Annotated in this window: 21 protein-coding genes; 9 read left to right on the plus strand and 12 right to left on the minus strand. The window is 69.2% G+C overall.

What is annotated here, in order from left to right; translation table 11 throughout:
- Positions 1-104 precede the first annotated feature (104 nt).
- Together gspD and gspE are read left to right on the plus strand one after the other, a co-directional pair.
- Complete coding sequence (gene gspD / locus ACVN9Z_RS18715; protein ID WP_054444248.1) at positions 105-2,717, plus strand: type II secretion system secretin GspD; 2,613 nt, start codon at positions 105-107, stop codon at positions 2,715-2,717.
- Complete coding sequence (gene gspE, locus ACVN9Z_RS18720; RefSeq protein WP_020927279.1) at positions 2,714-4,141, plus strand: type II secretion system ATPase GspE; 1,428 nt, start codon at positions 2,714-2,716, stop codon at positions 4,139-4,141. Before gspD ends, gspE begins: the two co-directional genes overlap by 4 nt.
- 30 nt (positions 4,142-4,171) lie before the next feature.
- Here the strand turns inward: gspE and ACVN9Z_RS18725 are convergent, their stop codons facing one another.
- From ACVN9Z_RS18725 to ACVN9Z_RS18775, 11 genes are all read right to left on the minus strand, one after another.
- Positions 4,172-4,693 carry a TlpA disulfide reductase family protein gene (locus ACVN9Z_RS18725; protein ID WP_047992786.1) on the minus strand — a complete coding sequence of 174 codons (522 nt, stop codon included), beginning with the start codon at positions 4,691-4,693 and terminating at the stop codon, positions 4,172-4,174.
- Positions 4,693-6,846: a TonB-dependent receptor plug domain-containing protein gene (locus ACVN9Z_RS18730; protein WP_054444276.1), complete on the minus strand. Its 2,154-nt coding sequence runs from the start codon at positions 6,844-6,846 to the stop codon at positions 4,693-4,695. The genes ACVN9Z_RS18725 and ACVN9Z_RS18730 overlap by 1 nt, the downstream gene beginning before the upstream one ends.
- 443 nt (positions 6,847-7,289) lie before the next feature.
- Positions 7,290-8,045 carry a type II secretion system protein N gene (gene gspN / locus ACVN9Z_RS18735; protein ID WP_038503329.1) on the minus strand — a complete coding sequence of 252 codons (756 nt, stop codon included), beginning with the start codon at positions 8,043-8,045 and terminating at the stop codon, positions 7,290-7,292.
- Positions 8,045-8,632 (minus strand): type II secretion system protein GspM, encoded by a 588-nt coding sequence (gspM, locus tag ACVN9Z_RS18740; RefSeq protein WP_054438933.1) that lies wholly within the window; start codon positions 8,630-8,632, stop codon positions 8,045-8,047. Before gspM ends, gspN begins: the two co-directional genes overlap by 1 nt.
- Positions 8,629-9,621: a type II secretion system protein GspL gene (gene gspL, locus ACVN9Z_RS18745; protein WP_148319437.1), complete on the minus strand. Its 993-nt coding sequence runs from the start codon at positions 9,619-9,621 to the stop codon at positions 8,629-8,631. The genes gspM and gspL overlap by 4 nt, the downstream gene beginning before the upstream one ends.
- The gene (gene gspK, locus ACVN9Z_RS18750) at positions 9,618-10,562 is read right to left on the minus strand and encodes a type II secretion system minor pseudopilin GspK (RefSeq protein ID WP_409142740.1); all 945 of its coding nucleotides are present in this window, start codon (positions 10,560-10,562) and stop codon (positions 9,618-9,620) included. The genes gspL and gspK overlap by 4 nt, the downstream gene beginning before the upstream one ends.
- Positions 10,559-11,173, minus strand: coding sequence for a prepilin-type N-terminal cleavage/methylation domain-containing protein (locus ACVN9Z_RS18755; RefSeq protein ID WP_006387452.1), 615 nt, complete (start codon positions 11,171-11,173; stop codon positions 10,559-10,561). The genes gspK and ACVN9Z_RS18755 overlap by 4 nt, the downstream gene beginning before the upstream one ends.
- On the minus strand, positions 11,170-11,574 hold the full coding sequence (gene gspI, locus ACVN9Z_RS18760) for a type II secretion system minor pseudopilin GspI (protein ID WP_047992782.1): 405 nt from the start codon (positions 11,572-11,574) through the stop codon (positions 11,170-11,172). The genes ACVN9Z_RS18755 and gspI overlap by 4 nt, the downstream gene beginning before the upstream one ends.
- Complete coding sequence (gspH, locus tag ACVN9Z_RS18765; RefSeq protein ID WP_006387454.1) at positions 11,561-12,049, minus strand: type II secretion system minor pseudopilin GspH; 489 nt, start codon at positions 12,047-12,049, stop codon at positions 11,561-11,563. The genes gspI and gspH overlap by 14 nt, the downstream gene beginning before the upstream one ends.
- Entirely contained in the window at positions 12,021-12,392 is a 372-nt protein-coding gene (gspG, locus tag ACVN9Z_RS18770) for a type II secretion system major pseudopilin GspG (RefSeq protein WP_054418624.1), read from the minus strand. Before gspG ends, gspH begins: the two co-directional genes overlap by 29 nt.
- Positions 12,393-12,524: 132 nt before the next feature.
- Complete coding sequence (locus ACVN9Z_RS18775) at positions 12,525-12,971, minus strand: general secretion pathway protein GspC (RefSeq protein WP_047992781.1); 447 nt, start codon at positions 12,969-12,971, stop codon at positions 12,525-12,527.
- A 249-nt stretch (positions 12,972-13,220) separates the two neighbouring features.
- On the opposite strand from ACVN9Z_RS18775, the gene ACVN9Z_RS18780 reads away from it, so the two are divergent.
- From ACVN9Z_RS18780 to ACVN9Z_RS18790, 3 genes are read left to right on the plus strand one after another with little or no spacing between them, the layout of a single operon-like run.
- Positions 13,221-15,215, plus strand: coding sequence for an alkaline phosphatase family protein (locus tag ACVN9Z_RS18780; protein WP_109442198.1), 1,995 nt, complete (start codon positions 13,221-13,223; stop codon positions 15,213-15,215).
- A gap of 20 nt (positions 15,216-15,235) precedes the next feature.
- Positions 15,236-15,415, plus strand: coding sequence for a hypothetical protein (locus ACVN9Z_RS18785; protein ID WP_020927293.1), 180 nt, complete (start codon positions 15,236-15,238; stop codon positions 15,413-15,415).
- Between the two features lie 36 nt (positions 15,416-15,451).
- On the plus strand, positions 15,452-17,632 hold the full coding sequence (locus ACVN9Z_RS18790; protein ID WP_458212518.1) for a phosphocholine-specific phospholipase C: 2,181 nt from the start codon (positions 15,452-15,454) through the stop codon (positions 17,630-17,632).
- A 90-nt stretch (positions 17,633-17,722) separates the two neighbouring features.
- Here ACVN9Z_RS18790 and ACVN9Z_RS18795 read toward each other — a convergent pair whose 3' ends face one another.
- Positions 17,723-18,637 (minus strand): LysR family transcriptional regulator, encoded by a 915-nt coding sequence (locus ACVN9Z_RS18795; RefSeq protein ID WP_458212519.1) that lies wholly within the window; start codon positions 18,635-18,637, stop codon positions 17,723-17,725.
- Between the two features lie 105 nt (positions 18,638-18,742).
- On the opposite strand from ACVN9Z_RS18795, the gene ggt reads away from it, so the two are divergent.
- From ggt to ACVN9Z_RS18815, 4 genes are all read left to right on the plus strand, one after another.
- Positions 18,743-20,371, plus strand: coding sequence for a gamma-glutamyltransferase (ggt, locus tag ACVN9Z_RS18800; protein WP_006387462.1), 1,629 nt, complete (start codon positions 18,743-18,745; stop codon positions 20,369-20,371).
- A 73-nt stretch (positions 20,372-20,444) separates the two neighbouring features.
- Positions 20,445-21,959 carry an ABC transporter substrate-binding protein gene (locus ACVN9Z_RS18805; RefSeq protein ID WP_006387464.1) on the plus strand — a complete coding sequence of 505 codons (1,515 nt, stop codon included), beginning with the start codon at positions 20,445-20,447 and terminating at the stop codon, positions 21,957-21,959.
- A 129-nt stretch (positions 21,960-22,088) separates the two neighbouring features.
- Complete coding sequence (locus tag ACVN9Z_RS18810; protein WP_006387465.1) at positions 22,089-23,033, plus strand: ABC transporter permease; 945 nt, start codon at positions 22,089-22,091, stop codon at positions 23,031-23,033.
- The gene (locus tag ACVN9Z_RS18815; RefSeq protein ID WP_006387466.1) at positions 23,030-23,908 is read left to right on the plus strand and encodes an ABC transporter permease; all 879 of its coding nucleotides are present in this window, start codon (positions 23,030-23,032) and stop codon (positions 23,906-23,908) included. Before ACVN9Z_RS18810 ends, ACVN9Z_RS18815 begins: the two co-directional genes overlap by 4 nt.
- Positions 23,909-23,922: the final 14 nt, after the last annotated feature.

Below are 23,922 nucleotides of genomic sequence, written 5' to 3' on the forward strand. Positions count from 1 at the left end.
ACCTTGCCTTTGGATTATGACCGTAGTGTTGCAGTGTCACCCCGTATACTCCGACGCGCTTTCACGTTTTTTCACACGACTTCACGTCTCAGGCACATCCCGTCATGCGTCATATCGCGCAACTCAGCCTAGCGGTTTTGCTCGCGGCAAGCCAACTCGGACCCGCGGCCAACCAGGCCCATGCTCAACAGGCGGACAATCGCGTCAGCCTGAACTTCGTCGACACGGACATCCCCGCCGTGCTGCGTGCGCTGTCGTTGTTCACCAAGCGCAATTTCCTGGTGGATCCGCGCGTGAAGGGCAAGCTCACGCTGGTGTCCGACCGGCCGGTCGATAGCGGCCAGGCGCTGTCGATGCTTACCGGCGCGCTGCGGCTGCAGGGCTTTGCGATCGTCGAGGTGGACGGCGTGACGCGGGTGGTGCCGGAGGCCGATGCCAAGCTGCAGGGCAGCGCGGTGGTGGGCGATCCGCGCCCGGCGGCCACCCCGGCCGGCGCGGCCAAGGGGCCGGTGCCGGTGGCGGCGTTCGCGCGTGGCGCATCGGGCAACAGCGGCGAGATGCTGACGCGCGTATTCCCGCTGAAGTACGAGAACGCGGCCAACCTGGTGCCGGTGCTGCGCCCGATGGTGCCGCCCAACAACCCGATCAATGCGTATCCGGGCAACAACACGCTGGTGGTGACCGACTACGCCGACAACCTGGACCGCATCGCGGCGGTGATCGCCCGTATCGATGTGCCCAGTTCGATCGACACCGATGTGGTGCCGATCCGTTCGGGCATCGCGTCCGACATCGCCATCCTGGCCTCGCAGCTGCTGGATACGCAGAGCAGCGATCCGACGCAGCGCATCGCGGTGGTGGCGGACCCGCGCAGCAACAGCGTCCTGATCCGCGCGGGCAGCCCGGCGCGCACCCGGCTGGCGCGGGACCTGATCATGAAGCTGGACGCGCAGCAGAACCGCGCGGGCAACCTGCACGTGGTCTACATGCGCAACGCGCAGGCCACCCGCATCGCCGAAGTCTTGGGCGGCTTGCTGGCTGGCCAGGCCAATTCGGCGCCGGGAGCCAATCCCTCGGGCGGCGCTGGCGGCGGTCCCGGCCAGGCCGGCGGCAACCGGTCGCCCCAGGGTTCCGGCGGCAATACCGGCACCGGCCTGGGCATGTCCAGCTCGACGAATGCGTCCGGCAACGCCAAGGGCGGCCTGTCGGGCGACCAGGAGCGCATCGCGCGCGACGATTCCGGCAACCAGGCGGTGTCGTATTCCGCGGGCGGCGCCACCATCCAGGCCGATCCGGCCACCAACTCGCTGATCATTGCCGCGCCGGAGCCGCTGTACCGCAGCCTGCGCGAAGTGATCGACCAGCTCGACCAGCGCCGCGCGCAGGTGCTGGTGGAAAGCCTGATCGTCGAGGTCAGCGAGCAGGCGGCGGCCGAATTCGGCATCCAGTGGATGACCGGCGCCGGCAACATCAACAGTGGCGGCACCAGCTTCATCGGCGGCACCAACCTGGGCGGCAGCGGCCTGACGGGCACCGGCCCCACCTCGATCGACGCGCTCGGCAGCGGCCTGAGCCTGGGCGTGGTCAAGGGCACGGTGGACGTGCTGGGCAACAAGGTCATCAACCTGGGGGTGCTGGCGCGCGCGATGCAGAACACCGGCGAGGCCAACATCCTGTCCACGCCGAACCTGCTGACGCTGGACAACCAGTCCGCCAGCATCCTGGTGGGCAAGACGGTGCCGTTCGTGACCGGCCAGTACGTCACCAACGGCGGCAACAACAACAACCCGTTCCAGACCATCCAGCGCGAGGACGTCGGCCTGAAGCTGAACATCCGGCCGCAGATCTCCGAGGGCGGCGCGGTCAAGCTCGACATCTACCAGGAAGTCAGCAGCATCGACGAGAGCCGTTCGTCGGCCACCACGGGCATCGTCACCAACAAGCGCGCCATCGATACCAGCGTGCTGATCGATGACGGCCAGATCATCGTGCTGGGCGGCCTGCTCGAAGACAACGTGACGCTGACCTCCAACAACGTGCCGGGCCTGAGCTCGATTCCGGTGCTGGGTTCGCTGTTCAAGTACGACAGCCGCAAGCGCACCAAGACCAACCTGATGGTGTTCCTGCGTCCCTACGTGGTGCGCGACGCGCGCCAGAGCGCCAGCGTGACGATGGACCGCTACGACTACATGCGCCGCGCCCAGGGCGGCGCGCAGCCGGGCAATCATTGGCTGCTGCCCAACATGCAGGCGCCGATGCTGCCGCCGCCGGGCTCGGCGCCGTCGGTGTCCAACAACGTCTATGACATGCGGCCCGAGCAACTGGCCGAAACGATGCGGCGGCCGCCGCCCACCACGGTCGAGTCGTTCGCGGTGCGCCAGTATCCGGCGGCGCCCCAGACCAGCGATCCGTCGCTGCCGATCCGCGCCAACCTGCCGCTGGGCGTGAGCGTGGCGCGCGATCCCGCCTCGCTCTACGGCGAAGCCGACACCACCAGCGCGACCCTGCAGTTCGCCTCGGTCAAGACCCGCGGCGAAGCCGATCGCATTGCCCAGCGGGTCCAGGCCAGCGGCCTGCAGGCCTATGTGCAGACCGGTCCAGGCGGCATGGGCTATGTGGTGCGCAGCCAGGTGTCCAAGGACCCCGGCACCATCTCCACGGCCACCGCGCTGCTGCGCGAGCTGGGCTTCAAGGGCGAGCTGGTGTCGCACCTATGAGCGCGCATCCCTTGCCGTACGCGTGGGCGCGGGCGCAGCGGGCGGTGCTGTCGCTGCGCGCCGGCCATGCGCAACTGACCGTGAGCCCGCGCACGCCGGAATGGGCGGTGCGCGAGATCCGGCGCTGCCACGGCGACATCGCCGTGGCGCAGGTGGACGACGAGGCGCTTGAGACATTGCTGGCGGCGGCCTACAGCCACGCCGAGGACGCCGCCTCGGTGATGGGCGTGGCCGAAAACGAGATCGACCTGGACCGCCTGCTGCAGGACATGCCGGAGGTGGCCGACCTGCTGGACGCGCAGGACGACGCGCCGGTGATCCGCATGATCAACGCGCTGTTCGCCCAGGCCGCGCGCGATGGCGCCAGCGATATCCACATCGAACCGTTCGAGACCCATTCGGTGGTGCGCTACCGCGTCGACGGCACGCTGCGCGACGTGGTGTCGCCGCGCAAGGCGCTGCATGCGGCGTTGATTTCGCGCATCAAGATCATGGCGCACCTGGACATCGCCGAAAAGCGCCTGCCGCAGGATGGCCGCATCGCGTTGCGGGTGGGCGGCCGTCCGATCGACGTGCGCGTGTCGACCCTGCCGACCGGCCACGGCGAACGGGCGGTGCTGCGCCTGCTGGACAAGGAGGCCGGCCGGCTGCAGCTGGAAAAGCTGGGCATGGCGCCGGGCGTGCTGCGCCAGCTCGATCGCCTGATCCGCCAGCCGCACGGCATCGTGCTGGTGACCGGACCCACCGGCAGCGGCAAGACCACCACGCTGTATGCGGCGTTGAGCCGGCTGGACGCCGCCACCACCAATATCCTGACCGTCGAGGATCCCATCGAGTACGACCTGGCTGGCATCAGCCAGACGCAGGTCAACGCCAAGATCGACATGAGTTTCGCGCTGGCGCTGCGCGCGATCCTGCGGCAGGACCCGGACGTCATCATGATCGGTGAAATCCGCGACCTCGAAACCGCGCAGATCGCGGTGCAGGCCTCGCTCACCGGCCACCTGGTGCTGGCCACGCTGCATACCAATGACGCGGTGTCGGCGGTGACGCGCCTGACCGACATGGGGGTGGAGCCGTTCCTGCTGTCGTCCTCGCTGCTCGGCGTGCTGGCGCAGCGGCTGGTGCGCAAGCTGTGCCCCGCCTGCAAGAAGCCGGCGACGCAGGATGGCGCGCGGGTGTTCCAGCCGGTGGGCTGCGAGGCCTGCAATCACACCGGCTACGCGGGTCGTTCCGGCATCCACGAATTGTTCACGGTCGACGACGAGGCGCGCCGCTTGATCCACGAAGGCAGCGACGAGCGCGAACTGCGCCGCGCCGCCAGCGCCGCCGGCATGCTCAGCATGCGCGAGGACGGCGCGCGCTGGGTGGAAAGCGGCGAGACTTCGCCCGAGGAAATCCTGCGCGTGACCCGCGACGCGTAGCCGCGCGCGGCGGAGCGTGATCGCGCGCGCTCAGGGCGTCGCTTTGGCCGGCGCCTGCGCGTCCGCGCAGGCGCCGGCGATGCGCCGCAGGTCTGTGGCTGACAGCGCGCCCAACTGTCCGTCGCAGACGCGGGCCGCCCGGGTCGCCACGGTGAAGGGTAGGGCGCCGACGCGGTTGCCGGCGCTGCGCATCAGGGCCGCGACATTGCCGCCGGGGCGTAGCACCGGCAGCGTGATCGCATGGGCGCGGACGAATTCGGTGGCGGCGGCCGGGGTATCGGTGCTGACCAGCAACACCGTCCACGTGGGATGGGCGTCGGCGAATGCTTGCAGGCGCGGCAACTCGGTGACGCAGGGCGGGCAGTCGCGGCTCCAGAAATTCACCAGGACCGGGCCTTGCTGGTCCGACAGCCGCACGAAGCGGCCGCCGTCCAGCGCCGGCAGCGAGAAGTCCCAGGCCAGGCCCGCCTGCGGGCGGCCGGCCGGCTGGGCGCCCGCCAGGATGGGCGGGGCGCATAGCGCCAGGCATGGCCACAGCAGCAATCGACGCATCAGAAGCTCAGCTTGGTGCCGGCGTACAGGTAGCGCCCGCGGCTCGGCCCCCACAGCTGGGTCACGTCGAAGCCGCCGTCGCCATTGACGAAAAGCGGGCTTTCCTTGTCCGACTGCTTGTAGTCGAACACGTTGTCGACCCCGGCGTAGACCGTGAAATGCTTGTTGATGGCGTACTCGCCGCGCACATCCAGGGTGAAGAAGCCCGGGCTCTTGTCCCGCTTGGGCGTGCCGTCGAGGTTGTAGCGATCCTGCTGGCCCGAGCCGTCGTCGTGGAACTTGCGCAGGTTCATCGGGCCAGTCCAGACCAGCTTGGCGTTCAGGTCGAGATCGCCGCGGTCGTAGTCCAGGCCAAGATAGGCCTTGGCGTTGGGACGGGCGAAGATCAGCGTGCCTGCGGGGAATCTGTAGTTGAAGCCCTCGGCGGCGGCCATGACCGTCAGCGCCGGCGTGACCAGGTAGGACAGCGTCACGTCGACACCCTGTACGATGACGGGCTGCCTGGCGCTGCCGAACACCGTGATCGGCTTGCCGTCGGCGTCGGTCTGGTCGGGATCGAGCGTCGCGAAATTCTTGATGTGGTTGTAGTTGTACGACCCGGTCACGGCCAGCCGGTCGTCGGCGTAGTTCAGCGCATAGCTGGCGTTGAGCGATTCCTCGGGCTTGCTGATCTGGCGATCGATGCGGATCGTGTTGAGGATGCCATGTTCCTGCTCGAAGAAGCTGGTGGGCGCGCGGAACCCCTTGCCGACGCTGAAGCGGCTGGAGAGCCGCTCGGTGTGGTGCCATAGGGCGTTCAGGCGCGGCGAGGTGATGCCGCCGAAGACGTTGTGGCGGTCGTAGCGCACCGAGCCATTGATTTCAAGCGCGTCATCGAACAGGGAACGATAGGCTTGCAGGAACAGCGCCGGGGTCCGGTAGGTGTAGTCGTCGACGCCGCGTACCGGCGTGCCGTCTTCCATGCTGCCGTGGCTTCTCAAATCTTCGTAGCGGAAGTTGGTGCCCAGGGTGGTCAACCAGCCCGCGATGGGCGTCTGCCAGCTGGCCTCGGCGTAGTACTGCTTCTGGCGGGCGATGTAGGTGGCCAGCTCGTAGAAGCTGTCCTGCTTGTGCTCGGCCGCGCCCACCGCCAGCCGCAGCAGGCTGTCGCCAAAGCGCTTTTCGCCGGTGGAGATGAACTGCACGCGGTCGGTGAAGATGATCTCGGACATGCCGCCGCGGCCGTCGTCGTAGGCCATGACGCTGCCGTCCGCCGGATTGACCCAGCCGTCGCGGTCGGGCGAGCCGTGCACGCCGCCGCGCCAGTCGAAGGGATTGCCCGTGGTGCTGTGCTTGATGGCGGAGTAGTCCGTGCCGAGCGCGCCGCCGCCGCGTTTTTCGTTGACCACGTCGAGCCGGCCGCGCACCTTGAAGCCGCCGGCGTCGTCCAGGAAGAAGCCGATGCCGCCCAGCCGGCGGTCGTAGCCGGTGTATTCGGAGATGCCGTTGTGGTCGGCGTCGACGGAATCGTGTTTGTTGTAGTTGAGCGTGGCGGTGATGGCGCCGCCTTCGAATGGCCGCGCCAGGTAGGCGTCGCCCTGGCGCGAGCCGTAGCTGCCGATCTGCGCGCGGGCGCGGTTCTCGGCCTCGGTGGGGCGCTTGGTGACGATGTTGACCGAGCCGGACAGCGCCTCGGGCGCGATCAGGCTGGCGCCGGCGCCGCGCGCCACGTCGATGCGTTCGACGCCATAGACGCTGACACTGTCCAGTCCGTAGGCCGAGGACACCGAGGAGAAGATCGGCACGCCGTCGATCATCAGCGTGGTGTAGCGGCCCGGCAGGTTGTTGAGCAGGATGTTGCGTACGTTGCAGATCGAGCATTCGACCTGGACGGCGATGCCGGGATTCTTGTCGAGCGCTTCGTTGACGTTGGTGGCGCCTGCCTTGGCGATGGCGCGTTCGCTGATGGATTCGGTCTTGACCAGTTCGTCGCGCAATGCGCCGGGGCGCATCGAGCCCTGGTTGGAGCGGTCAATGACGGTGATCGGGGCCAGTGTGGGGGCAGGGACGCCAGCGGTTCCAACATTCTGCGCCTGGGCGGTCCAGGCGGTGGTCAGGGACGCCGCCAGCACGGCGAGGCGCAGCGGCGTACGGGGGGCAAAGACGGAAGGCATGGCGCAGGGCATCTGATGGGCAGGTTCCAGGAGCGACGCGCCAGGCGCCACGGGCGACGAGCCCGGGCCATGGCGCGTCAGTTGATACAGGAACCGGCCGTTGCGAGACCGCGCGCCGCGGCGCCGGGCGAAAGAGGGGTGCAGCGGATGTCGGCGGGAGACGCGGGGGAATATGGCATGGCGCAAGCGACGCAACACGGCGAAGGTAAAAACAATTCAAAACGTTATGTTTTATGAATTTTTGCGTCAATCGCGAGCCGGTCCGAGATTAGGGTGTGGCCGCGGGATGGCCGCGCGGGCCGGCTGCCTGCCGGCAGGTGGGCGTGGCGCCGACTGCGCGAGGGCCGTGGCGGGAGCGCGCGACGGCACGTGAGTCGGTCCGGTATTGGGCGCGACGTGGCCGGCGCGCAACGCGGCGGCCGGCGCCCGGGGCTATGCCGGTGCTATTTGCCGGTGCCGAAGACCACCGTGTCGTCGCTGCGCCGCCCCAGCGCGGACATGAGGCCGTCGAGCGCGCCGCGTTCGGCCTCGGTGGCGCCGGCGGCAAAGGTGGCCTGGCCCTGGAAGCGCACGCCACGGGCGTTGAGGCTGCCCTGGCCGGTGACCGCCAGCGGGCCGCTGTCGGTGCTGAGCGCCAGCGTGGCGCCGGCGCGGCCGTCGCCGCGCACCCGCAGCACATAGGTGCCCACGGGCGCCACCGGCGACAGGGCGGTGGCCGCATCGCGCCAGCGCAACTCGGCCAGGGGCGCTTGCGGCAGGGCGGCGCCCAGGCGCAATGCCTGCCAGCTGATTTCCAGCGTGCCCTCGGGCGCCAGCGTATTCCAGGGCGCGCCCAATGCCGGCAACACCGTGGCCGGCAGCCGCAGCGATTGCGCCGACACGGCCACGCCGTCCCAGCCCAGGCCGGCGCGTAGCGGCCCCTGCAGCCACGGATGCGACAGCTCCAGCGTCAGCGACGACCAGCGCCATTGCCAATGCAGCGGTTGCGGCAGCATGCGGCGCGCGCCGGGCGGACCCAGCGCGATCCAGGCGGCGCCGTTCCAGAGGGTGCCGGCGGCATCCGCCAGGACCAGCGGGGCATCGTCCGGCTGCAGGGCCAGCAGCCAGCGGGCCGGCAGTACGGCGCCACCGAAAACCAGGGCGCTGGCGGCGCAGGCCAGCGCCAGGCCGGCGCGCTTGGGCAGGCGGGGCAGGCGCATCAGGAACGCGCCTGCGGGCCGGGCAAGGCCAGTGTCACGCTGCCGTTCACCAGGCCGGGCAAAGGACGGCCGTTGGCATTGGTGGCGCGGGTCAGGGCTACCGTCTTGACCATCAGGCCCCAGTCGCCGGCGGTGTTTTCCAGCCACCGCAGCAGCGCCGACGACGGGATCTCGGTCACGGCCACGGTGATGCTGTCGCCCGGACCGGGCTGCGCTACTTTCCAATGGTCGGCCGGCAACCCGGCGCGATCCAGGCTGGCGCCGATATCCGCCGCGGTCGGCAGGGTCGCGGCCGGGCCCGTGCGTTTGCCGCGCAGCGTCGCGGCCTGCGTGGTCAGGTCGGCCACCATGGCGGCCTGGCCGCGCAGGCGCGGCAGTTCGTCGCGCAGCTTGCGCACCGAATCCAGCGCCGGTTCGATCAGCACCGTGAACACCAGGGCCGCGCCCAGCAGGGCGGCGGCGCCATTGACCAGCAGCCGCTCGCGCGGGGCCAATGCCTGGTAGCGTTGGCGCGCGCGCCGGGCGGCGGGGGCCAGGGGAAGGACGGCGGCGCGCCAGCCGGCGCTCAGGCGTTCGATGGGCTTCATGGTTGCGTGCGCGTGATGCGCCAGGTGTTGTCGGTGTCGCCGCGCTCGAGCTTCAGGCCCTGGGCGGCCGCCTGCTTGACCAAGGCGGGCGTTTCGGCCACGCGCTGCGCCTGGGCGCCGCTGTCGGCCAATTGCAGCGTCAGCGCCTGGTCGGCGTAGCCCAGTTGCGCCACGTTGTCGGCGGCAAACGGCAGGGTCTTGGCGGCGGCCCGCGCCAGCGGCAGGAAATCGCCGGCATGGGCGCCGCCGCGGCGGCTTTGCAGCGCCTCGAGTCCCTGTTGCGCCTGCCGGGCGGGGTCGAGCACCACCGGCACTTCGGGAAAGGCCGCCAGCACTTGCCGGCGCATTCCGTCGCGCAAGGCCTGGGCCTCGCCGCGCAATTGCGCCGCATGCAGGTTCAGTCCGCCGATCCACACCGCCGCGGCGATCGCGCTCCAGCGCCAGGCAGGGCGCCAGCGCGATACGCGCGCAGGCGCCAGTTGCGGCATGGCCAGCGACCAGGATGGCGACGGCGCCAGCCAGCGCGGGTCCGCGGGGTCGCGCAGTGGCGTGGCCTCGTGTGGCGCCAGCGCCTGGGGCGCGACCAGGGCGTGGGCGCGCAGCCCCTGCGCGTGCAGCAGGCTCCAGGCCCGGCGCACGGGCTCGCGCGGGGCCCAGGCCACTGCCACATTGCCATCGGCGCCGCGCGGGCCGTGGCCGATCGCCAGGTCGTCCAGGTCGCTCAACACCAGCGGTTCGAGCGCGCCGAGCACGGCGGCATTCAAGCGCGCCTTGGCGACGGCGGGAAGTTGCACCGTGGTGGCGATCACGTCGCTCGGATGCAGCACGGCTTCACAGGCGGCCTGGGGGTAGGCCTGCCCCAGGGCCTGCAGCGTCAATTCGCCCTGGCGCGCGCAGCGCCCGCGGCGGTCGAACCAGGCGTAGGGCAGCGGCGAGCCGGGACCGAGTTCGGCGAGCGGGGCCAGCGCGATGCGCAAGGAATTTTTCAAGGGTTCTCTCTCGTCCAGATGGTGTCGGGCGCAGTGGGCGGGGCGCTGCGTATCAAGGCCTGCATCGATACCCGGGCCCGTTCGTAGACCACGGCGCCGCTGGCCAGGAACCAGCCGCTGGCGGTGGCGACCGCGGGCGCCGGCGTCTTGACGCCGGTGGCGGCGAGCCGGTTGGCGAAATCGCCGCTGTTGTTGAACCAGTTGCCGCGGTCCCGTTCGCCAGCCAGGGCGCGCGCCTGGCTGAGCGACAGGCCCGGCACCAGCGCGGCGATGACTTCGGGCGGCGCCGTATTGACGTTGACGCTGGTGGCGACCGGCAGCACCGTCATGGTGCGTCGCAGTTCGCCGCGCACTGCCGGCTCGAGGCCCAGCAGGGCGGCGACGTCGTCGATGCCGCGCGGTTGCGGCGCGCGCGCGTCCGGCGTCTGGCCGCCCTGGGCCGGCGTGGGCGCGCCGGCGGTTGGCGCCGGCGGCTGGCTGGCGGCGATGATGTCGATGATGCGGCCGGCGAGCGTATCGGGCAGGCCCATCACGCCCAGCAGGCGCCGCAGCACCTTTTCCTGCTCGGGCTGGGGCGCGCCGTGGCTGGCCAGGTTGCCGAGGTTGTACTTGCCCTGTTCATCCTCCACCTTGCCGGAGAACACCGCCACGCGATCGTCGCCCGGGCGCTCGATACGGGTGTCCAGCACCGGCGTGGCCCAGATCTGGTCGCCGCGGGTGGTGGATTCGCGCCGGCCATGGTCGCGTATCACCAGGCGCGCCCAGTCGATGCCGCCGGCCAGCAGCATGCGCGCCTGGACGCGCGCCATTTCGTTCTCGATGCGCCGGGTGCTGGCGGTCTGGCGCTGGAACAGGCTGGTGGTCAAGGCGGCGACGATGGCGACGATGATCAGCACGCTGACCACCGCGGCGCCGCGTTCGCGCGGCAGGGACGGCCTCATGGCAGCTCCAGGATGCGGCTGTAGCGCCGCAGGTCGCCGGCCGGGCCGCGCTCGAGGGTGATCTCGATGCCGGCCGGCGTGGCGGGGAAGGGCGCGCGCGTGTCCAACCAGCCCGTGCCTGTTACCCAGCCGCGCAGCGTCAGCGCGCGCACGCCGGACAGCAGCAGCACGCCCTCGTTGACCGGCGGCAGGGGCCCCTGTTCGGCCGGCACGCCGCTGGCGCGCCACAGGCCGTCCTGGCGCACCGACCACTGTACCCGTTGCCAGCGGCCGTCGCCGTCCGGGTCGGGGCGCAGGATTTCAAGGATCTGCGTGCCGGCCGCGCCGCGCAGCAGGCGCACGCCGGACGTGAATACCCGCGCGTCGATGCCGGGGGCGGCGAACGAGGGGCCGTTGTAGGCCATCTCCACGTCACGCCCCATCTGGCCGAGCGCGCGGACGATGGCATCGGTGTCGTCGGCCTGCCGCGCGATCCAGTCGCGCGCGCTGGAGACGCTGTCCAGGCCGCGCCAGGCCATCAGGCTGACCAGCGCCATCAGCGCCAGCGCCACCAGCACTTCGATCAGGGTGAAGCCGGCCTGGGCGTGGGAGGCAACGCGGCGAGGTGTCATCGCAGGCTCGACAGGAGGCCGTCCAGCTGTAGCAGGGATGCGCCGTTGGCGCCGTCGCGCACTTTGACGGAGACCTGGCGGAAGCTGCGGTTCAGCGAGTTGGTGAACACCAGTTCGCATTGCAGCGCCAGGCCGCCCTGCGGGCAGGCCACGGTCTGGGAGCCGGCCCGCGGCAGCGTCTGTTCCAGGCGCAGCTGGGTCAGCGCATTCTGCGCCGCCAGCAGCGCCAGGGTCTTGTCCTGCAAGGCGCGGTTGTTGGCCGCCATGACGCCGGTTGCGCGCAGGGCGGCGCCCATCGCCACGGCGATGATGGCCAGCGCCACCAGCACTTCGATCAGGGTGAAGCCGCGTTGGCGGCCGCGCCGGCGCGCGGGAAGGGGCGGCAATTCAGCGGATGTCATAGTGTCCGGCGGCGTCGCGCGTCAGCGTCACATGCGAGTCGCCCGCGCGCAGCCGCAGGCTGAATGGATCGGCGACCCATTCGGTGTTGAAGACCAGCGGGCGGTCGGGATCCAGGCGCCACTGCACCTGGCCGGCGCGCCAGGACTGCGGGCGCAGGGCCGCGTCGTGTTCCAGCCGGTCCATGGGCAGGGGCCTGTCGTCCTGCGCGGTCGGCGCATCGGAGCGGCCGGCGCGTTCGAACGACCAGCCGCCGCTGGCCGGCGACCAGCGCAGGGCGCGGCCGTCGCTGCGGGCCTCGCCTTCGGCCACGGTGAAGGCGTCGAGCAGCCGCTGGGCATCGTCGCGCAACGGATCGGCGCCCTTGCCGACGGACAGGCTGACCATGCTGGCGGCGATGGCGACGATCACCAGCACCACCATGACTTCGACTAGCGTGAAACCGCGCTCAGAGTTCCCACGAACCGATGTCGGCATCGCCGCCTTCTCCCCCGGGCTTGTTGTCGGCGCCGAACGAGAACACGTCGATTTCGCCTTTGACGCCGGGGCTCAGGTATTGGTAGGGGTGGCCCCAGGGGTCGTTGGGCAGCTTGTCCAGGTAGCCGCGCCAGTTGGAGGCGCCTTCGGGCTTTTCCACCAGCGCGCGCAGGCCTTGCGCGGTGGTCGGATAGCGGCCGTTGTCCAGTCGATACAGCTTGAGCGCCTGCATGATGCCGCCGATGTCCTGGCGCGCGGCGACCTGGCGCGCCTGGTCGGGGCGATCGAGCACGCGCGGCACGATCAGGGCGGCAAGAATCCCCATGATCACGATGACCACCATGATCTCGATCAGGGTGAAACCCTGCTGGCGGGCGAGCCCACGCGATGACTGGCGCACTTCACGACTCCGGTATTTCAGTGAGAAGCGTGCGATTGTGGACATGAAATATGACAGCAATATGAGGCGCGCGGCTCACGGCGCGGCGCGCGCGATGCCGCCATCGGGCGCGGGCGAGGCCGGCGTGGCCAGGCGGCTGGCGCGGCCGCCTTGCTCGACGGTGACGGCGTCGGCGCCGATGTCCTTGAGCACGATGCCGGGCGCGACCTCGTCGCCGACGCGCCAGGCCAGCGGCGGACCCCCGTCGACGCTGAAGACCGCGGCGCCGTCGGGGCCGGCCGCGATCACGCCCAGCACGCTGATCTGCGTGCGCAGCGCTTCATCGCGGCCGAACCACAGCGCCACCGGCGTGTTGTCGGCGGCGCGCGGGGCGGGCGCCGAGACCGCGGCGGGCAGGGCGGCCGGCGCGGGCGCCAACAGTATCGCGCCCCACACCCCCAGGCCGGCGGCCAGTGCCAGGATGGCAAGGACACGGAACGCGGCGGGGGCGGCGGGCAGGGACGGGCGCAAAGACAGGGGCATGGTCGGGCGATGGCGGTACGGCGGGAATGCGCCCGACTCTAGCAGCCGATCATGACAACCGCGCGATGGCGCGCCGCATCGGGCGCTTCGGCCAGGCGCAGGCAGGCACCTTCCTGTTGCGGTCTGTAGCGCTGCAGAAAAAAAACCTGATCCATCGATCAACGATTCCTTTCTTCGCTTCATGGGTCTTTCACCTTGCGTCGCCACTATGTGGGCCACCCACAAAGCGGGTTTCGAAAGGGAAAGAGCATGCAGTTATTGAAGTGGAAGCGCTGGTGCGCCGCGCTGGCGGCCCTGGGCGCGCTGGCCGGCTGTGGCGGCGACGACGACAAGGACGACGACACGGCGGCGCCGCCGACCGTGCAACCGGGCAGCGGCGCGAACGCCAAGGTGCTGTTCATCGGCATGGATGGCATCACTTACGATGCCTACCGCCAGGGCATGACGGACAAGTCCCTGCCCAACCTGGCCCAGTTGACGGCGACCCGTTCCTGGACCGGCGGGGTCATTGGCGGCGTGACGCAGCAACCGACGCTGCTGGCGCCGGGCTGGGCCACGCTGCTGACCGGCCAATGGGCCGACCAGCACGGCGTGCGCAGCAACGCGCCGGGCCAGGCGCCCAAGTCGGCCACGCTGTTCCAGCGCATCAAGGCCGCCAGGCCGGCCACGCGCGCCGCGGCGGCCTTCAATTCGTCGCTGCTGGCGGGCCTGGTGGGCGGCGATCGCGATGCCGGCTACCTGCAAAGCCTGACCGATTGTGCCGGCGTCGACGATTGCGTCGCCAGCCAGGCGCGCGACCGCATCACCGAAGGCTATGACGTGGTGGTGGCGCAGTTCGGCGCCGCCGAGCGCGCGGCCGCCAGCGCCGGTTTCGGCGAGGGCTATCGCGCCACCCTGCGGCAGGCCGACAGCGCCATCGGCGCCTTGCTCAAGCAGGTCGCGGACCGCCGCGCCGCCCATCCGGATGAGAACTGGCTGGTGGTGGTGGCTTCCAGCCACGGCCTGGATCGCACCGGCGGCAGTGACGGCCTGCCGCTGTCGCTGAACAAGACCACGTTGCTGGCGCTGAACCGCGCGCCGTTGCTCGGCGGCAGCGCCGACGATGCCGCGGTCGACGGCGTCTGGGACACCGCGTGGTACGGCCTGCCGAGCGCGGCCGACGCGGCGCCGACGCTGCTGGCGCACCTGGGCGCGCTGCCGGCCCCGGGCCAGTACGACATGGCCGGCACCTCGCTGTTCGAAGCGGTGGCGCTGCGCCGCGGCGCCAGCCGCACCTCGATGGACAACAAGAGCGTGTCGCTCAGCTGGAGCCGCGTGGGCACGCCCACCGGCGAGATCGTGATCACGCGCGACGCCAAGGAAATCGCGCGCCTGCCGGGCACCGCCACGGACTACGTCGACACCGGCTTCACCTTCACCACCGAAGGCGTGCACGAGCTGAACTACGCCATCGCGGTGGGCGGCGCCGTCACGGCGGTGCGCGCCACGGTGGTCTACACCGCGCCGGTGCCGCTGCTGCCGTCGCTGAGTTCCGGCCTGACGATGCTGTTCCCGTTCGAAGGCAACCTGACCGACAAGGCCGCCGGCGGCGGCGTGATCACGCCCTATGACGGCGTGCAGGCGCCGGCGTTCGCCGACAAGGGCGTGTTCGGCAAGATGTTCCGCAACGAGCGCGGCGGCGATCCCATCGGCGCCTTCAAGCTGGACTACCCGGCGGGCCTGCTCGACAGCGTCCAGGCGTTCACCATCGGCTTTTGGTACCAGTCCGACGGCACCGCCAACGACCGCTCCATCCTGGGCAACAAGGACTACAACTCCGGCGCCAACCCGGGCATCACCATCGCCCAGTGGGCCGGCCCCGAGCTGCGCTTCAACCTGGCCGGCGGCAGCCGCGTGGACATCAACGGCGTCAAGTTCACGGCCAACAAGCCGGTCTACGTGGCGATGGTCGTCAACAAGACCGCCAAGACCATGGCCGCCTACGTCTACGACACCGAAATGGGCTGGTTCAGCCGCTCGATCTCCACCGGCACCGTCAACTTCGCCCAGATCGCCGGCCTGTTCGGTCCGCACCTGGGACTGAACGAAGACGGCAAAGGCACCTACGGCGTGTGCTGCGCCGGCACCAAGGGGCCCTACACCATGTATTTCGACGACCTGGCCTTCTGGTCGCGCGCCCTGACCGAAGCCGAGGTCAAGTCGCTGGCCATGTCCGGCAAGTCCGTTTCCGAATTGATTCCCTGATGTCCGAGGATAGACACCCCATGAATACCGCCAACCCGATCCTGCGCGCCTGCCTGCGCATGGGCGCCGCCCTGATGGTGGCCGCCGTCCTGACCGCCTGCGGCGGCGACAAGGATGACGACGACGATGCCGGCAACCCCGGCAACCAGCCCGAAACGCCGACCCAGCCGGCCAAGCCTCAGTTGCGTTGCGCGCCCTGACGCCGCGCCTTCTCCAGAATCCAAGGAATAGTATCCGTGACGTCCGCCAAAGACCCGATCCACGCCGGCAAGCGCCGCTTCCTGCGCAACGCCGCCGCCTCGACCGCCGGCCTGACCGCCTTGTCGATGTTCCCGCCCGCCATCCGCCGCGCGCTGGCCATCCCCGCCAACAACCGCACCGGCACCATCAACGACGTCGAGCACGTGGTCATCCTGATGCAGGAAAACCGCTCGTTCGACATGTACTTCGGCACGTTCAAGGGCGTGCGCGGTTTCGGCGACCGCATCACCGTGCCGCTGCCGCAGAACCGCTCGGTCTGGGAACAGACCAACGGCACCCGCGTGGTGCTGCCGTACCACCTGGACAGCACCAAGGGCAACGCCCAGCGCGTGTCCGGCACGCCGCACGACTACCCGGATGCGCAGAACGCCTGGGACGGCGGCCGCCTGTACCAATGGCCGCGCTATAAGCAGAACCAGTCGATGGGCTACTACACCCGCCAGGAGCTGCCGTTCCAGTTCGCGCTGGCCGAGGCCTTCACGCTGTGCGACGCCTACCACTGCTCCTCGCACGGCGGCACCAACACCAACCGCCTGTTCCACTGGACCGGCACCAACGATCCGCTGGCGCAGGGCAACGGCCCTTCGACCCGCAACCAGTGGGACGGCCTGGGCGCCTCGACCATCGGCTGGACCTGGAAGACCTACCCCGAGAAGCTGCAGGAGAACGGCGTCAGCTGGAAGGTCTACCAGAACCTGCCCGACAACTTCACCGACAACCCGCTGGCGGGCTTCCGCCAGTTCCGCAAGGCCTATGAGCTGTCCGGCAACGACCCGACCGCCAGCAACCCCAATCCGCCCGCCTGGACGCCCGCGGCCGACAGCGGCAATCCGCTGTACAAGGGCGTGGCCAACACCATGGCCGGCGACAACGGCCTGCTGCAGTCGTTCCGCGACGACGTGCTGAACGGCTCGTTGCCGCAGGTGTCCTGGATCGTGGCGCCGGCCAACTATTCCGAGCACCCCGGCCCGTCGAGCCCGGTGCAGGGCGCCTGGTACATCCAGGAAACGCTCAACGCCCTGACGGCCAATCCGGACGTCTGGAGCAAGACCGTGCTGCTGATCAACTTCGACGAGAACGACGGCTTCTTCGACCACGTGCCGTCGCCGGCCGCGCCGTCGCTCAACCCGGACGGTTCGATGGCGGGCGCATCCACCATCAACACCGACCTGGAGCGCCACATCAAGCCGTCGCTGCAGGATGCGGCCGACAAGCGCGTCTACGGCCCCGGTCCGCGCGTGCCGATGTACGTCGTCTCGCCCTGGAGCCGCGGCGGCTGGGTCAATTCGCAGGCCTTCGACCACACGTCGGTGCTGCGTTTCCTGGAAGCGCGCTTCGGCGTCAAGGAAACCAACATCAGCGATTACCGCCGCGCGGTGCTGGGCGACCTGACCTCGGCCTTCAACTTCGTCACGCCCAACAGCGAGCAGTTGCCCGACCTGACCATGTGGACCAAGGCCACGGCGGACCAGGCCCGCGCCGACCAGCAGGCGCTGGCCCAGGTGCCGCTGCCCGACACCACCACCCAGGCCAAGCCCAGGCAGGAAACCGGCGTGCGTCCGTCGCGCGCCTTGCCCTACGAGATGCACACCAGCGGCCGCGCCCAGCCCGGCAGCAGCGCCATGTGGCTGGTGTTCGCCAACACCGGCAGCGCCGCCGGCGTGTTCCACGTATACGACCGCCTGCACCTGGACCGCCTGCCGCGCCGCTACGCGGTCGAGCCCAACAAGCAGCTGGAAGGCAGCTGGGACGTGGCCGCCGACGGCGGCAAGTACGACCTGTGGGTGATGGGTCCGAACGGCTACCTGCGCCATTTCGCCGGCGACCTGGCGCTGGCCCGCACCGAAGGGCTGGGCGCGGAAATCCGTGTCTGCTACGACATCGCCAACGGCGACGTCTACACCAGCTTCATCAATAGCGGCGCCAGGCCCTGCACCTTCGTCATCACGCCGAACGCCTACTACACCAACAATGAGAAGTGGACGATCACGGTGCCGGCGGGCAGCCAGGTCGAGCAGTCGTGGTCGCTCAAGGCCAGCGGCAACTGGTACGACTTCACGGCGCGCCTGAACGAGGACCCGGCCTACATCCGCCGCTTTGCCGGCCGGGTGGAGACGGGCAAGGCCTCGGTCACCGATCCGGCGATGGGCCAGTAAGGTCCGCCGCGCGGGTGCGGCCGGCAATGGCCGCGCCCGGCGCAACGCCTCGTGTCGCTTCCGCCCGGGAGACGACGCGGGGCGTTGTCGTTAGAGGCGGACCTGCGCCGGCTCTTGCGCGTCACGCGCCCGGAAGGCCGCGGCGCAGGCTTCGCAGATGGCCGTCGTGATGCCCTGGCGGGCGTGCTCGCGCCGCTCCAGCATGCCGATGGCGCGCGCCGCCGGCCCCAGGTCGTCGGGCAGGGGCAGGATGCGCAACTGCGGGCTGTCGCTCCAGTTCGAGCCGTTGATCAGCGGCAGCAGCGTCACGCCAACCTCCTGGCGCACCAGCTCGACCAGGGTCTCGATCGCGTTCAGTTCCAGGAACTCGTCCAGCGGCACGGCCAGCCGCCGCAGCAGCCGGTCGATCTGCAGTCCGGTGCGCTGGGTGCGGTCAAAGCGCAGGAAGGGGTTGCCCGCCAGCACCTGGCGCGCGTCGCGCCCGGCGGCCGAGGGCGGGGCGATCACCACCAGCGGTTCTTCATACAGCGGGGTCCAGCGGGTGCTTGCCATCTTGCGGCCAGCCTCCACCAGGAAGGCCGCGTCCAGTTCGCCGTCCTCGACCTTGCCGGCCAGCTCGCTGGCCTTGCCCGACAGGATGCGCACGTCCAGCTTGGGATGCGACTTCTTCATGCCCGACACCACCTTGGACAAGGTGCCCATGCAGGACACGATGCTACCCACCGAGACCGACCCGGCCAGTTCGCCCGGCATCGTGCGCGGCAGCCTCATGCGGTCGTATAAATCCAGCAAGTGCTTGATTTCCGGCAGCAATTCCCGGCCCGCCGCGTTCAGGATGGCCAACCGCCCGCTGCGATCGAACAGCTCGCGCCCCAATTCCGCCTCCAGCGAGCGCATCTGGAAGCTGACGGCGGCCTGCGTCAGGGCCACCTGTTCGGCCGCCTCCGAGAACGAACCATGGTGCGCCACGGCCAGGAAAGTGCGCAGGAATCGGATGGTGCTCATGGGATCAATTCAAAAAAATTTCTTTTATTACCGAACAAAAAATCAAATTGATTTAATTAGATCACGGGAGTACCTTCGCCTGCTTACCTCTATGAGACAAGCGCCATGAAATCCTTCGACTGGGTCAACCCGTATCCCTCCATCCGCATCCCGCTGTTCGCGCGCAATGTGGTGTCGACTTCGCACCCGCTGGCCGCCCAGGCCGGCCTGCGCATGCTGCTCAAGGGCGGCAACGCGGTCGACGCCGCTATCGCCGCGGCCGCCACCATCGTGCTGGTCGAGCCGGTCTCCTGCGGCCTGGGCGGCGACTGTTTCGCCATCGTCTGGGACGGCAAGGAACTGCATGGCCTGAATTCCTCGGGCGTGGCCCCGGCCGCCTGGAATGTCGAATACTTCAAGCGCAAATACGGCGTCGGCGCCGACGGCCTGGCGATCCAGCCCAAGCGCGGCTGGGACGCGGTCACGGTGCCGGGCGTGGTGGCCGGCTGGTCCGCGCTGCACGAAAAGCTCGGCAAGCTGCCCTTCGAACAACTGTTCGAGCCGGCCATCGAGATCGCCGAGCGCGGCTACGCCGTGCCGCCGGTGGTGGCGCACAAATGGGCCGCCGCCGCCAATGAACTGAGCAGCCAGCCGGGCTACGCCCAGGCCTTCATGCCCGAGGGCCGCGCGCCCAAGGTCGGCGAGCACTTCCGCTTTCCGGACGCCGCCTACACGCTGCGACGCATCGCCGCCACCAAGGGCCGTGATTTCTACGAAGGCGAGCTGGCCGAGCGCATCGCCGCCTTCAGCCAGGAATGCGGCGCCGCCATGACGCTGGAAGACCTGCGCGGCTACCGCCCGGAATGGGTCAAGCCGATCTCGCGGTCCTATCGCGGCTACGAGCTGCACGAGATCCCGCCGAACGGGCAGGGCATCGCCGCGCTGATCGCGCTGGGCATCGTCGAGCGCTTCAACATCGCCGACATGCCGGTCGACTCGGTGCAGTCGCAGCACGTGCAGATCGAGGCCATGAAGCTGGCCTTCGCCGACCTCTACAAGTACGTGGCCGACCCGCGCTCGATGGAGGTCACGCCCGAGCAGATGCTGTCGGATGACTACCTGGACAGCCGCGCCAAGCTGATCCGCCTGGACGGCGCCACCCATTTCAGCGCCGGCCGCCCGGCCGCCGGCGGCACCATCTACCTGACCGCAGCGGACGAGAACGGCATGATGATTTCGTTCATCCAGTCCAACTACATGGGCTTCGGTTCGGGCGTGGTGGTGCCGGGCACCGGCATCAGCCTGCAGAACCGCGGCGTCGGCTTCTCGATGGATCCCAAGTCGGCCAACGTGGTCGAGGGTGGCAAGCGGCCGTTCCACACCATCATCCCGGGCTTCCTGACGCGCGGCGGCAAGCCGGTCATGAGCTTCGGCGTGATGGGCGGCGACATGCAACCGCAGGGCCACCTGCAGACCGTGGTGCGCATGATCGACTACCACCAGAACCCGCAGGCCGCCTGCTGCGCGCCGCGCTGGAAGGTCAACCGCGATTTCTCGCTGGACATCGAGACCAATATGAAGGCTTCCACTATTGCGGGCCTGAAAGACCTGGGGCATGCTTTGAAATCCGTGGACGATCCGTACATGGATTTCGGCGCCGGCCAATTCATCTGGCGCATGTCCGAAAGCGACAACGAGCTCGGCTACGTCGCCGCCAGCGACAGTCGCCGTGACGGCCAGGCCGTGGGTTTCTGACGCGGGCATTGCTGTCACGCATCGCGGCCCGGCCTTGCAGCCGGGCATTGCAGCCACAAGGGGAATAAACACAATGAAACGCTTGACCATGACCTTCGGCGCCAGCGTGCTGGCGCTGGCCGCCGGCGCCGCGTGCGCCCAGAACATCCGCATCGGCCTGCAGGAAGATCCGGACGTGCTGGACCCGCACCGCGCCCGCACCTACGTCGGCCGCATCGTCTTCACCTCGCTGTGCGACAAGCTGGTGGACATCGATCCCAAGCTGCACTTCGTGCCGCAACTGGCCACCTCGTGGTCGTTCAGCCCGGACAACAAGGTGCTGACCTTCAAGCTGCGCGAAGACGCGCTGTTCCATGACGGCAGCAAGTTCGACGCCGCCGCCGCCAAGGCCAACCTGGAACGCGCCATGACGCTGCCCGACAGCCTGCGCAAGGGCGAGCTGGCCTCGGTCGAGAAAGTCGAGGCGCCCGACGCCGCGACGCTGGTGCTGACCCTCAAGCAGCCCGACGCCACGCTGCTGGCGCAGCTGTCCGACCGCGCCGGCATGATGCTGTCGCCCAAGTCGTTCGCCGACGCCGACGTGGCCTCGGTCGGCCGCAAGCCGATCTGCTCGGGTCCGTACAAGTTCGTCGAGCGCATCCAGAACGACCGCGTCGTGCTGGAGAAATTCGACCAGTACTACGACGCCAAGGACTACGCCTTCAAGCGCATCACCTTCCTGCCGATCCCGGACACCACCGTGCGCCTGTCGAACCTGCGCGCCGGCGACCTGGACCTGCTCGAGCGCCTGAACCCGTCCGACGCGGCGCAGGTCAAGGGCGACGCCAGCCTGACCTTCGCGCCGGTGGCCGGCCTGGGCTTCCAGCAGTTCATGTTCAACGTCGCCAACGGCAAGCGCGCCGAGGACAATCCCTTCAAGAACAAGCTGGTGCGCCAGGCATTCCAGCTGGCCATCGACCGCAACGCCATCAACGAAGTGGCCGGCGGCGGCATCTTCGAGCCGGCGCAACAGCCGTTCCCGCCCGCCAGCCCCTACCACAGCGACAAGTTCCCGGTGACCAAGCGCGACGTGGCCAAGGCCCGCGCGCTGCTCAAGCAGGCCGGCTTCGAGCGCGTCAAGGCCGAGGTCATGTTCGGCAACAACACCACCACCTCGTCGGTGGCCGAGATGGTCCAGGCCATGGCCTCCGAGGCCGGCTTCGACCTGTCGCTGCGGCCCACCGAGTACGCCGCGTTGCAGAAGGAATCCGCGGGCGGCAACTTCCAGGTGGTGATGCTGGGCTGGTCGGGCCGGGTCGATCCGGACGGCAACATCCACAGCTTCGTGACCTGCAAGGGCGCGCTCAACGACGGCCACTACTGCAACCCGGACGTCGACAAGCTGCTCAACGAGGCCCGCACGGTGCCCGATGAAACCAAGCGCCGCGCCATCTACGACCAGGCGCAGGCGATCATCCAGGACGAGCTGCCCGGCGTGTATAACTACTACCAGCCATGGCCGTTCGCGCTGGCCAAGAAGGTCAAGGGCTTCGTGCCGTACCCGGACGGCATGATCCGCCTGAAGGGCGTGACGTTCGCGCAGAAGTGATCGCGGCGCGGCGGTTCGCCGCCGCGCCCGCCGGCTGCCTGAACGCGGCCGGTCGTTTCCCGCGGCGGCCGCGCGCCGTGCCCTGACGGGCCGGCTCCGTCCGCCGCTTTCGTTCTACGGTTTTCCCTCATGCTCAAACTCATCTTGCGCCGCGTGATCGTCGCGATACCGACCCTGATACTGGTGTCGATGATCGTCTTCATGCTGCAGAAAATCCTGCCCGGTGACGCGGTGCTGACCATGGCCGGCGAAGAGCGCGACCCGGCCGTGCTGGACTACCTGCGCGAAAAATACCGCCTCAACGACCCGCTGCCGGTGCAGTACGTCGCCTGGGCCACCCAGGTGGTGCAGGGCGACCTGGGCAAGTCGCTGCGCACCGACGTGCCGGTGACCACCCTGATCGGCCAGAAGCTGCCGGTCACGCTGCAACTGGCCGCCATGGCGATGTTCTTCGCGCTGCTGATCGGCATTCCCATGGGCATCGTCGCGGCGGTGCGCAAGGGCAAGCCGGTCGAGATGGGCGCCAACATCGCGGCGCTGTCCGGCATGTCGATACCCAATTTCTGGCTCGGCATCATCCTGATCATGGTGGTGTCGGTGCAGTGGAAGCTGCTGCCGGCATCCGGCTACGTGTCGCCGACCGAGGACTTCTGGCTGTCGATCAAGACCATGCTGATGCCGGCGCTGGTGCTGTCCACGGCGATCGCCGCCTACCTGATGCGCCACACCCGCTCGGCCATGCTCGAGGCCCTGTCGGCCGACTACGTGCGCACCGCGCGCGCCAAAGGCGTGTCGCCGCGCCGCGTGGTGCTGCGCCATGCGTTGCGCAATGCCCTGATGCCGATCGTCACGCTGGTGACGCTGCTGTTCGGGGAACTGATGGCCGGCGCCGTGCTGACCGAACAGGTCTTCACCATCCCGGGCTTCGGCAAGCTGGTGGTCGACGCCGTCTTCACGCGTGACTACGCGGTGGTGCAGGGCGTGGTGCTCTGCGTCGCGGTGGGCTTCATCCTGATGAACCTGCTGGCCGACATCCTGTACATCCTGGTCAATCCCCGTCTGAGGCACGCATGAGCGCACTTCCCGCAACGGCCGCCGCCGTCACGCCGCCCCGCAGCCGCAGCCGCGCCTGGGCCAAGTTCAAACGCAACCACGTCGCCATGCTGGGCCTGGGCATCGTGCTGTTTTTCGTGCTGGTGGCGCTTGTGGCGCCGCTGGTCGCCAACCACGACCCGTTCCAGACCAGCTTCACCACCATCCGCAAGGCGCCGTCGGCCTCCTACTGGCTGGGCACCGACGAGCTTGGCCGCGACATCTTCAGCCGCATGGTCTATGGCGCCCGCGCCTCGCTCATGGCCGGCCTGGTGTCGGTGCTGATCGCGCTGGTGGTGGGCGTGCCGTTCGGGCTGGCCGCCGGTTACTTCGGCGGCTGGACCGACAGCTGCATCTCGCGCGCCACCGAGGCGCTGCTGGCGATCCCGTTCCTGATCCTGGCCATCGCGCTGGCCGCCTTCCTCGGCCCCAGCCTGACCAACGCCATGATCGCCATCGGCGTGTCGGCCGCGCCCAAGTTCATCCGGCTCACGCGCGGGCAGGTGCTGGCGGTCAAGAGCGAGGACTACGTGCAGAGCGCCCGCGCGCTGGGCGCCTCGGACCTGCGCATCATCTGCCGCCACGTCTTCCCGAACGTCATGCCGCCGCTGATCGTGCAGGCCACCATTACCATCGCCACGGCCATCATCGCCGAGGCCAGCCTGTCGTTCCTGGGCCTGGGCCTGCAGCCGCCGAACCCATCGTGGGGCTCGATGCTGAACACCGCCAAGAACTTCATGACCCAGGCGCCCTGGATGTCGATCTTCCCCGGATCGGCCATTTTCCTGGTGGTGCTGGGCTTCAATCTGCTGGGCGACGGGCTGCGCGACGCGCTGGATCCCCGTCAGGACAAGTAATCATCATGGCAACC

The organism is Achromobacter sp. KK8, assembly GCF_054188005.1.

Coding starts and splice junctions, on each gene's coding strand:
- gspD (WP_054444248.1), top strand. CDS start 105: ATGCGTCATATCGCGCAACTCAGCCTAGCGGTTTTGCTCGCGGCAAGC.
- gspE (WP_020927279.1), top strand. CDS start 2,714: ATGAGCGCGCATCCCTTGCCGTACGCGTGGGCGCGGGCGCAGCGGGCG.
- ACVN9Z_RS18725 (WP_047992786.1), bottom strand. CDS start 4,693: ATGCGTCGATTGCTGCTGTGGCCATGCCTGGCGCTATGCGCCCCGCCC.
- ACVN9Z_RS18730 (WP_054444276.1), bottom strand. CDS start 6,846: ATGCCTTCCGTCTTTGCCCCCCGTACGCCGCTGCGCCTCGCCGTGCTG.
- gspN (WP_038503329.1), bottom strand. CDS start 8,045: ATGCGCCTGCCCCGCCTGCCCAAGCGCGCCGGCCTGGCGCTGGCCTGC.
- gspM (WP_054438933.1), bottom strand. CDS start 8,632: ATGAAGCCCATCGAACGCCTGAGCGCCGGCTGGCGCGCCGCCGTCCTT.
- gspK (WP_409142740.1), bottom strand. CDS start 10,562: ATGAGGCCGTCCCTGCCGCGCGAACGCGGCGCCGCGGTGGTCAGCGTG.
- ACVN9Z_RS18755 (WP_006387452.1), bottom strand. CDS start 11,173: ATGACACCTCGCCGCGTTGCCTCCCACGCCCAGGCCGGCTTCACCCTG.
- gspI (WP_047992782.1), bottom strand. CDS start 11,574: ATGACATCCGCTGAATTGCCGCCCCTTCCCGCGCGCCGGCGCGGCCGC.
- gspH (WP_006387454.1), bottom strand. CDS start 12,049: ATGCCGACATCGGTTCGTGGGAACTCTGAGCGCGGTTTCACGCTAGTC.
- gspG (WP_054418624.1), bottom strand. CDS start 12,392: ATGGTGGTCATCGTGATCATGGGGATTCTTGCCGCCCTGATCGTGCCG.
- ACVN9Z_RS18775 (WP_047992781.1), bottom strand. CDS start 12,971: ATGCCCCTGTCTTTGCGCCCGTCCCTGCCCGCCGCCCCCGCCGCGTTC.
- ACVN9Z_RS18780 (WP_109442198.1), top strand. CDS start 13,221: ATGCAGTTATTGAAGTGGAAGCGCTGGTGCGCCGCGCTGGCGGCCCTG.
- ACVN9Z_RS18785 (WP_020927293.1), top strand. CDS start 15,236: ATGAATACCGCCAACCCGATCCTGCGCGCCTGCCTGCGCATGGGCGCC.
- ACVN9Z_RS18795 (WP_458212519.1), bottom strand. CDS start 18,637: ATGAGCACCATCCGATTCCTGCGCACTTTCCTGGCCGTGGCGCACCAT.
- ggt (WP_006387462.1), top strand. CDS start 18,743: ATGAAATCCTTCGACTGGGTCAACCCGTATCCCTCCATCCGCATCCCG.
- ACVN9Z_RS18805 (WP_006387464.1), top strand. CDS start 20,445: ATGAAACGCTTGACCATGACCTTCGGCGCCAGCGTGCTGGCGCTGGCC.
- ACVN9Z_RS18810 (WP_006387465.1), top strand. CDS start 22,089: ATGCTCAAACTCATCTTGCGCCGCGTGATCGTCGCGATACCGACCCTG.
- ACVN9Z_RS18815 (WP_006387466.1), top strand. CDS start 23,030: ATGAGCGCACTTCCCGCAACGGCCGCCGCCGTCACGCCGCCCCGCAGC.